The organism is Arthrobacter sp. ISL-65, from assembly GCF_018613795.1.
Classification (GTDB): domain Bacteria; phylum Actinomycetota; class Actinomycetes; order Actinomycetales; family Micrococcaceae; genus Arthrobacter.
Genome location: NZ_JAGGPN010000065.1, coordinates 25,904 through 35,016 on the forward strand (window position 1 = coordinate 25,904; position 9,113 = coordinate 35,016).

Genomic DNA, 9,113 nt, shown 5'->3' on the forward strand with positions numbered 1-9,113 from the left:
CATGAATGGGGATGACTGATCATGAGTGACGGCGCACCTGACTCCGGACAAGAACCCCGCGCAGTCCCGCCGCAAAGACCGGCGAATCCCCCGCGTATCGGAACAGCAAGGGAAAGCTCGACGGCGGCCAACGGACCGCCTGCCCGGCCCACCATGGCGGTGGCCAGCTGGGAGGAAGGTCCCGCGCTCGACAACTACGGAGAGTTCATCGCGCGGCTGGACGCAGCGGCCGGCAAGCTGACTCCGCGGCGGGATGCCCTGGCCACGGCCCTCGGCGCTGCGGAACTGCTCGTCGCCCAGAACCAGACAGGGCTCGAGCTGTGGGGCCAGCGTCTCTCACTCATCAGTCAGCTCCTGGCCCGGCACGGCGGAACGCATGAGGCGCGGCGATACAGCACCCTGAGGGAGCTTCATGACGTTGCAGCCAAGATGGAGCGGATGTTCAGGAGCCGTACGCAGCGCGTGCAGGGGGTGTGCCGCGCCATCCGTGCGCGCCGGGACCAGATCGACTCGTCGCTGTTTGAGCTGGAGAAGAGCCGAGTCAAGCTGACGTCGTCGCGGATGCTCGCGCTGGAGCGGGACAATCTGCGGAAGGCCGCCGATGATCTTGCCGTTTCCCCGGAGGGCACCAGCCTCGGTTTCCCGGATCCGGGCCTCCGGGAAAGTCTGCGGGAGGCGCGGGAAGCAATCATCCTGGCCGAGGCCTTACTGGAAGTGAAAGGGAACTGATCATGCCAACTCCACGGACCGAGTCCCGGGAAGTCTGCAGCTTCACCTCCAAGCAATGGACCGGCAGGCCGGGCGAAGAGGCGGGTGCCATGTTCGGCGGGTTTTCCGTCGTCGGATTCGTTTTGTGCCTGATCCTGATGCTCTTCGTGCCCGGCCTTCGGGACGTCGGCGCCACAATGCTGTTTGTCGCGCTCTTCGCCACCGCCTTCACGGCGCTGGGCATCCGGGCAAAGAGTGCGAGCGAGCGGGCGTTCCTGCAGCGTCTGACTGCCACAGTGAACGAAGTGATTCTCGAATTGACGGCGGACCGGACCAAGCAACTCTCGCCGGATGAGCTCCGCTCACTTCTCGTCGACGGCGGGAGCCTGCCCCTGACTGTGAACGGGGTGTCCGGCCTGCACCTGAAGGTCGTCCGACAACCCTCGCCGAAGCCGAAACAGAATGCCAAGCCGAAGACCGAGGTGGTCACCACGACGCGGATCGTCATCGCAGCCGCGCCGCCGGACTACGGCATCCGCAGCTTCGACCGGCTCCTGGAGACCGCGACCACCGACCCCGGCTTCAATTCGGCCGCCTCGTAGCGCAGAAGGGCGCGCCCGGCCAGGCCGGACGCGCCCTCCACTTTGCGCGGAATCCCCCAGCCGGGGTTCAGTCGATGAGCACCGGAGGCTCGGCGCGCTCTGAAGACTCCACGCGGCCCGGGGCCTTGGCGAAGCGCTTCATGGAACGGTGGTGCAGCCAGTTCGCCGCCGCCAGGACCGCCACGAGGGCGAACGTGCTCAGGAGCTGGGGACGGGAATCCTCGCCGATGAAGCCGACCGTGAAGATGGCCGCCAGAATGAGCAGGGCAACGCCCGTCAGCCAGGGGAAGCCCGCCATTCGCAATGGAAGGGCGGTTCCTTCACGGTCCGCGCGGAGACGCAGTGCAAGTTGGGCGAGCAAGGCGGAAGTCCACACCAGCAGGGATGTGGAGCCGACGATGTTGAGCAGGAGGGGAAGGACCTTCTCCGGGAAGGCCACCTCGAGCACTGCCGTGACGACGCCGAAGGAGACGCTGGCCAGGACCGCGACAACCGGGACCCGGGCCTTGGACAAGAAAGCGAGCGAGCGCGGCGCTTCACCCCGCTCGGCGAGCGAGAACGCCATCCGGGAGGCGCCGTAGAGGTTGGCGTTGAGGGCGGAGAGCAGTGCTGCGACGGCAACCAGGGTGATGGCGGTGGCTGCGCCGGGCATGCCTGCAGCCTCCAATACGGCAGCGAACGGGCTCTTCAGGCCCGCCGACCCCACCGGAACCACGGCCGCGATGATGAAGATCGCGCCGATGTAGAAGATGAGGATGCGCCAGAGGACGGTGCGGACGGCCATTCCGACGCTGCGGGCAGGATCCTGGGTTTCGGCTGCGGCCACGGAGACAATCTCGGTGCCGCCGAAGGCGAAAGCCACCACGAAGAGCGCCGTGGCGATCCCTGCGAAACCGTGCGGAGCGAAATCGCCTCCGGTGAAGTTGGCCACGCCCGGCGACTGGACGCCGGGCAGCCAGCCGAAGAGGAGGGCGACGCCGATGAGGAGGAACCCGACGATTGCTGCCACCTTGAGCAACGCGAACCAGAACTCGAATTCGCCGAAGTTCTTTACCCGGGTGAGGTTCACGGCGGTGAGCACCGCGATGAACACGAAGGCCATCAGCCAAACCGGCAGGGCGGGGAAGATCGTGGCAAGCAGGCCTGCCGCACCCAGTGCTTCAGCCGCGATGACAACCACCAGCTGCAGCCACCAGAGCCAGCCAACGGTGGCACCGGCCACGGGCCCGAAGGCCCTGGCGGTGTAGACGGAGAAGGCGCCGCTGTCCGGGTTGGCGGCAGCCATCTCACCAAGGGCCCACATCACCAGGATGATGAGGGTGCCGGCGACCAGGTAGGAGATCAGCACCGCCGGGCCGGCGGCCTGAATGCCGGCGCCCGAACCGATGAAGAGACCCGCGCCGATGGCGCTTCCGAGTCCCATCATTGTGAGCTGGCGGGGTTTCAGGGCGGCGCCAAGCGCCGGGGCAGACGTCATTGTCTGTTGTTCCATGGGGAGTCCTCTGGGTTGTCTGTCGAACGGGTGAAGGTGGAACGGGTTGGGGGTTTCAGGCCGCGTGGGCTGGCAGGACGGCTTGCATGACCTGGAGCACGCGGTCGTTGGAAGCGGGGTCGGCAACGGTGATCCGGATGCCGTCGCCCTGGTAGGCCCGGACCAGGATGTCCGCTTGGTCGAAGGCGGCCACGAGCCTCGCCGTGAGGTCATCGTCTGCCCGGATCCACAGGAAGTTGCCTTGGCTTGGCTGCAATTTCCAGCCCTGCGCTTCCAGCCGTGCGGCCAACCGCGAGCGCTCTTCCCTGACGACGGCGACCCTCGCCTGCATCTCGTCGGCCGCGTCCAGCGAAGCGACGGCAGCCTTCTGGGCCAGGGCGGTCACCGCAAAGGGAATGGCGGTCCGGCGCAGCCCCTCCGCGATGTCCGGAGCCGCCACTGCATACCCCACGCGCAGGCCGGCCAGCCCGTAGGCCTTCGAGAAGGTGCGCAGGATGCACACGTTCGGGTACTCACGGTAGAGCGCCAGGGAGTCGGGCCCGCTGCCTGCCTCGGCATATTCCACGTAGGCCTCGTCGATCACCACGAGGATGTCGGAGCGGACGGAGCGGAGGAACGCGTCCATGCGTTCATGGCTGATAGGGACGCCCGTCGGGTTGTTGGGGGTGCACAGCAGGATCACCTTGGTCCGTTCGGTGACGGCGGCGGCCATGGCGTCGAGGTCGTGGCCCTCGGCGTCGTCCAGCGGGATGCGGACGGGCCGCGCACCTGCCAGCTCCACCAGGATGGGGTAGGCCTCGAAGGACCGCCACGCGAAGATCACTTCATCTCCGGCGTCGCAGATCCCGGTGATGATCTGCTGGAGGACGCCGACGCTGCCGGGTCCCACCGCGACTTCCCCGGCGCTGACGCCGAGGTGCCCGGCGATCCGTTCCCGGAGCTCGACGGCGGCCATGTCCGGGTAGCGGTTCATCCTGCTGGCCGCTTCGGCCACGGCGGCGGCGGCCGCGGGCAGGGGTTCGTAGTGGCTTTCGTTACTGGCGAGTGCCGCGATGTCCTCGCCGGCGCTGCGCCGGCCGGGGACGTAGGACGGGAGGCCGGTAACCGCCGCACGCAGGATGGGGAGCGCGGTTTCGGCAGCCGTCCGGATCTGATCTGTGGTCATGAGACTTGATCATGGAAGTGACCCGGACCACATTGCAAGATACTCTGGATCCCTTGGGATTTCTGCTCAACTTCTAGTGTCTGTGGTGAAAATATGACCATCCCGAATTCCCGCACCTTCGATTCCCTGGACGCGAGGATCATCCTCGCCCTCGACGAGGACCCGGAGGCCAGCGCCCTGGCACTTTCCCGGACACTCGGCGTCGCACGGAACACGGTGCATGCCCGCCTGGCGAAGCTCGAACGCGGCGGCGCCCTCAGGTCCTTCAGCCGAAGGCTGGACCCGGCGGCCTTCGGGTACGGCCTGATGGCTTTCCTTTCCCTGGCCATCAGCCAGACCCGCGCGGGCGCGGTGGAAAACGGACTCGAAGCGATCCCGGAGGTCATCGAGGTGCATGCCACCACCGGGGACGCGGATCTCATGGCCAAGGTGGTGGCCCGGGACACGGCCGATCTTTACCGCATCACCAACCAGATCCTCGAAATCGACGGGATCCAGCGGACCAGCACGGCCATTTCAGTCCTGGAACTTATGCCGCCCCGCTTCGACGGCCTGCTGAACCGGCTCTCGCAGCAGGAGAGCCGCCTGCCGGGCTAGGATGACCGTGACCCACGCCACTTGGGCATATTTTCACTATTTCCATGTCTTGGCTGACAAAAATCCCAGCAGATATACCGTCTCTTGCCTATCAAGCATCCAGAGCTGACGATTCCTGCATGACTTCACTTACAGTGTCCGGCCGCGTGGCGCAGGTTCTCAGCAGCTATCTCAGCGATGTGTTCGGTGTGATGGGCAACGGAAACGTCTACTTCCTGGACGCCGCCGAGAAGGAGGGCCTCCGCTTCACCGCCGTACGCCATGAAGGTGCCGCCATCGCGGCGGCGGACGCCTACTACCGGGCATCCGGGCGCCTGGCGGCGGGGACCACCACCTACGGCCCCGGTTACACCAACGCCCTGACGGCCCTCGCGGAAGCGGTCCAGGCGCAGATCCCGGTCGTGCTCGTTACCGGGGACGCCCCGAGCAGCGGCGCCCGTCCCTGGGACGTGGACCAGACGGCGATCGCCGCCGGGCTGGGTGCGGCGACCTTCACGGTCACCCGTGAATCTGCGGGCTCCATCACGCAGGAAGCGGTGGAGTACGCACTTGCCCGGCGGACCGCCGTCGTGATCGCTATTCCGTACGACCTGGCGGCCCTTGAGGCGGCGGAGGAAGAGCTTCCCGTGCCGCCGGCGGCGGCTGCGGTGGCGGACGACGTCGACGGCGGACTCGGACGGGCGGCGGAACTGCTGGCCGGCGCGAAGCGGCCGCTCATCCTTGCCGGCCGCGGTGCGCACCTCGCCGGAGCCGGCCCCGAACTCCGGGAACTGGCCGACCGTCTCGGCGCGCTCACGGCCGGGACGGCACTGGCGCTGAACCTGCTGCAGGGCGAGGGTTACCTCGGCGTAGCGGGCGGCTTCGGCACGGATACCGCCGCCGGGCTCATGGAGGAGGCGGACGTAGTGCTCGTGGCGGGGGCAAGCCTGAGCCCCTTCACCATGCGCTTCGGCCACCTGATCGGCCCTGACGCCACCGTGATCCAGATCGACGCCGCCATGGAGCCGACGAACCCGCGGGTGGACATGTTCGTCAGCGCGGACGCCAAGGCCGCGGCAGCCCGGATCCTCCAACTGCTGGATAACGCCGCCCCGTCCGGGGCCAATGCATCGAAGGCCTGGCGCGCGGAAGCCCTCAAGCGGCTGGCCGAAGGGCCCTGCCACCACCCCGGCACCACGGAGACCCCGGACGGCCGCCTTGACCCCCGCGCGCTTGCCACGGCACTGGATGCGGTCCTGCCGGAACGCCGCACCGTGGTCCAGGACGGCGGGCACTTCCTCGGCTGGGCACCCATGTACTGGCGCATCCCGCGTCCCCAGGACCTGGTCATGGTGGGAACTGCCTACCAGTCGATCGGGCTCGGCTTGGCCAGCGCCGTGGGGGCCTCCCGGGCCGTGGACGACGGCAACACCCTGGTGCTGGCCGCGGGGGACGGCGGATTCCTTATGGGCCTGTCCGACCTGGAGTCGCTAGTGGGCGCGGCGAGCAGCGCCGTCGTCGTGATCTACAACGACGCCGCCTACGGGGCCGAGATCCATCAGTACGGCTCGCAGGGCCTGACCGAAAAGCCCATGCTGATCCCCGAGGTGGACTTCAGCGGGATTGCCCGCGCGATAGGGGCGGAATCCGCGATCATCCGCACCCTGGCGGACCTTTCCGCGCTCACGGATTGGATCGACGCCGGCGCCAAGGGCACCTTCGTGGCCGACTGCCGCATCACCTCGAGCGTCCGGGCCCCGTGGATGAGCGAATGGATGAAGGCAAAGGAGACTACAAAGGAGACGGTCGCCAGCTAGGTGCCGGATCGCCCGCCGGAAATGTAGGGGAGTTTTGTCCAGATAATGGCTCCAAAAGGCCTCTAAGCGGCCATTATCTGGACAAAAACTCGGGTCACCGGTTGTTGTGGCTCGCACCGCGCACAGCCGGCGTCGCCTTCCCGTTGCACCTAGGGCTGGACAACATTTACGAGTTCTGACCGGCTGCCTGTCTGCAGGTCCTCGGTCAGGACCAACGACTTGACCTGGGGGCAGTAGTATTTGTGCTCCCGTGAGTTCTTCTCAAGCGGCGTCCAGTCGTAGACCTTGACGCAGTCGGTGTATTTGCCGGTTTTCGTGGAAACGGTCTGGCCGGTGGCGACGGTATCCCTCATGTCCTCCGCGTTGCCAATGTAGAATTCCTGCCGATAGGAATCGCCAGTGCGCTGGTCGGCCTTCATCCAAATCCCGGCTTTTGCTCCATCTTTTCCGTGGAGGAAGCTGCCCGAGTGGTGCAGCAGCAGCCCGTTCCAGTAGTTATTCACATCTTCCCCGAAGTACCACACGTCGCCGTTCTTGTGTTGCGCGAGGTAGTCCCTGGTTTCTTCCACCAGCTGCCCATTCTTGTATTCCTTGTCCAGATAGACGACTGTCTCAAAGCCCTCTATCTGCATATTCTCCGGCAGGATCTCAATCTCGATCCGTTCGGTGACTCCTCCTTGGTCGGTCGTCTCATACGTCATCTTCTTGCCGACAGGGAGTGCGAAGTACTTATTGGTTATGTTGGTGGTGAAATCTGCAGGACTTATCTCGGGGTTGTATTCCCCGGCTCGGCTCTTTTTTATGTTGTCGTTGTACAAAAACACTCCCCCGCCGACAACCAGCAACAAGACGAGGACACCAATAGAAATTTTGGTCCGTAAAGGCATGACCTTTCCCACTCCTCACTGAGTAGAAATTCCTGTCAAGGGTCAGGGCAACGTTGCCATGGCCATAGAAGAAAGGTAGTGCAGTCCGCCCCGAAGCAGAACCCACAAATAAAACCAGACTGTGGAGACCAAATGGGCGACGTGAAACGCATCTATTGGAGGTCCCGGCTGCTCCGTTCAGCAGGATGTTCGACGGCGTGCTGGCCGCGGTCGCGCTCGGGCGACGAGGGGCCTTACTGGACTACCGACTCGGGCGCCTGTGCATCAACCCGGGGATCGGCCTGGCGGTGGACAAGCAGCCATTCGTTGCCCTCCCGACGATAGATGTTCGTCGTGCGCAGGGCCACGTCGTCCGGATCGGCCCGCCCCGCAACCCGAACCCTGAACCGCTCGATCAGCACCACGTAGGCAAGGTCCCCGACGACGGCGGTGGCCTGGTTTTCCATGGACACGACCTCACCGTCACGGTAAGTCGCCGCTGCCTTGGCGATGCTGGCCGCGACGTTGTCCCGCCCTCGGGAAACGCCGCCGAAAGGATTGGCCAGCGTCACCTCGTCGTTCTTGGCGAACAGCGCCTGACAGGGCGCAGGATCCCCCTTCAGGATTTCGGCAAGCGCGGCACGCAGACGCTCGACCACGCCATCAAAGTCTGAATCAACCATCACCCTCACCACTCCAAAGGGACCACGCCTTCTGGCGCTGCCGCCAGTATGCACCCACCGTCCCCGGATAGCACCTCCGCATTGGTGGCCGTGGTTTAACCCACGTTCTGCCGGACCTACCGCGACTTGAAGATCGGGCGGATCGCCTCCAACGCTTATGCTCCCTTCGTCCTGGCTTGGACCAAGTTGGCGAAGGGCAGCTTTCCGTAAATCTTGACGAACTCCGCGTGGTAGGCGGCTTCGGCCAGGTTCACCTCCTCTGCTGCCAACTCCTTCCACGCGATAACCAGCGATTGAGAGTCGGCGAGTTGCCAAATGAGCCGCCCGTCCCAATGGCCGACAGGCTTCCCGCGGCCAAAGTCAGTGAACTCTTGAATATGCTTTCGCAGTCCGCGGTTGCCCGTGCTTCCTGGGCTGGCCTTTCCGATGTAGAGGACATCCGCGTTCTCGATCCACTCCGCCTCCAAGGCGGGCTGGAGCAGGGAGGGATCTCGCTTCTTGAAGCGGGCTCCCAAGCTCTTCGCAAGGAACACCCGCTCGAAGCCCTCGGGTTTGAGCACTACGTAGAGTCCGGGGGCCCGTGGAACCCGGTTGATATCCAGCTGATCAAACGATCTGAATCCGGAGAACCCGTCGTCTTTCAGCGTCTGTTTATTGATCGGCAAATTTGTGTTCCTTAATCTGGGACGTCACGAAAGTCGTCGCAACGGGCCTTCTTGACCCTCTGTTCCGCTTCGCCGAAGCAGACCAAATGTAAGACCGCTGGATCACATTCTGCCGCTTGCGGCCGAAAGGGCCTAAGCGTTTCTCTGGGACCAGCAAGCGGATAGCTACTCAGGGTGAATCAAAGATTCTTCGGACGGTTTGTCCGGCGGACTCCGACGGGCTGAGAACCCCAGCGGATCGCTAGTTGCTAGCCGAGTTTGCCGGCTCAGGCATCACTTGCAGCCACATAGAGGCCACCGCGTCGAACACCCGCAGCCAGAAGGTCCGCGTGCTGCCGGCCAGTTGACCGCTGCCGCGTCAAAACGCGTGCATAGCCCATTAGCTTCGTCATGTGCATCCCTCATGTGTCTCGTAACTAACGATGACCACGCCGATTAAGCCTGAGGGTTATGAAACATAGTTACGAGCTGGGGAGCCGCTCCGCGGCGTTGGGGGTTTGAGAAAACGGCCTTGTGGTTAGGTTGGGTAGCGGCGCATG

At 64.8% G+C, this 9,113-nt stretch carries 9 protein-coding genes; 4 read left to right on the forward strand and 5 right to left on the reverse strand.

The window, feature by feature from the left end; translation table 11 throughout:
- Positions 1-21 precede the first annotated feature (21 nt).
- Both J7I85_RS23685 and J7I85_RS23690 read left to right on the forward strand, forming a co-directional pair.
- Positions 22-729, forward strand: a complete 708-nt coding sequence (locus tag J7I85_RS23685) for a hypothetical protein (protein ID WP_214858096.1) — start codon at positions 22-24, stop codon at positions 727-729.
- 2 nt (positions 730-731) lie between these two features.
- Entirely contained in the window at positions 732-1,310 is a 579-nt protein-coding gene (locus tag J7I85_RS23690; protein ID WP_214858098.1) for a hypothetical protein, read from the forward strand.
- 67 nt (positions 1,311-1,377) lie between these two features.
- Here the strand turns inward: J7I85_RS23690 and J7I85_RS23695 are convergent, their stop codons facing one another.
- Positions 1,378-2,802: an amino acid permease gene (locus tag J7I85_RS23695; RefSeq protein ID WP_214858100.1), complete on the reverse strand. Its 1,425-nt coding sequence runs from the start codon at positions 2,800-2,802 to the stop codon at positions 1,378-1,380.
- Positions 2,803-2,857: 55 nt separating this feature from the next.
- Positions 2,858-3,967 carry a histidinol-phosphate transaminase gene (hisC, locus tag J7I85_RS23700; RefSeq protein WP_214858102.1) on the reverse strand — a complete coding sequence of 370 codons (1,110 nt, stop codon included), beginning with the start codon at positions 3,965-3,967 and terminating at the stop codon, positions 2,858-2,860.
- Positions 3,968-4,060: 93 nt separating this feature from the next.
- Here hisC and J7I85_RS23705 point away from each other — a divergent pair, with 93 nt between their 5' ends.
- The gene (locus tag J7I85_RS23705; RefSeq protein WP_214858105.1) at positions 4,061-4,564 is read left to right on the forward strand and encodes an Lrp/AsnC family transcriptional regulator; all 504 of its coding nucleotides are present in this window, start codon (positions 4,061-4,063) and stop codon (positions 4,562-4,564) included.
- A 119-nt stretch (positions 4,565-4,683) separates the two neighbouring features.
- On the forward strand, positions 4,684-6,360 hold the full coding sequence (locus J7I85_RS23710; RefSeq protein ID WP_214858107.1) for a thiamine pyrophosphate-binding protein: 1,677 nt from the start codon (positions 4,684-4,686) through the stop codon (positions 6,358-6,360).
- A gap of 149 nt (positions 6,361-6,509) precedes the next feature.
- Here the strand turns inward: J7I85_RS23710 and J7I85_RS23715 are convergent, their stop codons facing one another.
- The 3 genes from J7I85_RS23715 to J7I85_RS23725 all read right to left on the reverse strand — a co-directional run bounded on the left by J7I85_RS23715 (position 6,510) and on the right by J7I85_RS23725 (position 8,574).
- Positions 6,510-7,247 (reverse strand): hypothetical protein, encoded by a 738-nt coding sequence (locus J7I85_RS23715; RefSeq protein ID WP_214858108.1) that lies wholly within the window; start codon positions 7,245-7,247, stop codon positions 6,510-6,512.
- Positions 7,248-7,480: 233 nt separating this feature from the next.
- A complete protein-coding gene (locus tag J7I85_RS23720) occupies positions 7,481-7,909 on the reverse strand; it encodes a DUF4440 domain-containing protein (RefSeq protein WP_214858110.1) in 429 nt (142 codons plus the stop codon).
- Between the two features lie 155 nt (positions 7,910-8,064).
- Entirely contained in the window at positions 8,065-8,574 is a 510-nt protein-coding gene (locus J7I85_RS23725; protein WP_214858112.1) for a hypothetical protein, read from the reverse strand.
- Between the last annotated feature and the right edge of the window lie 539 nt (positions 8,575-9,113).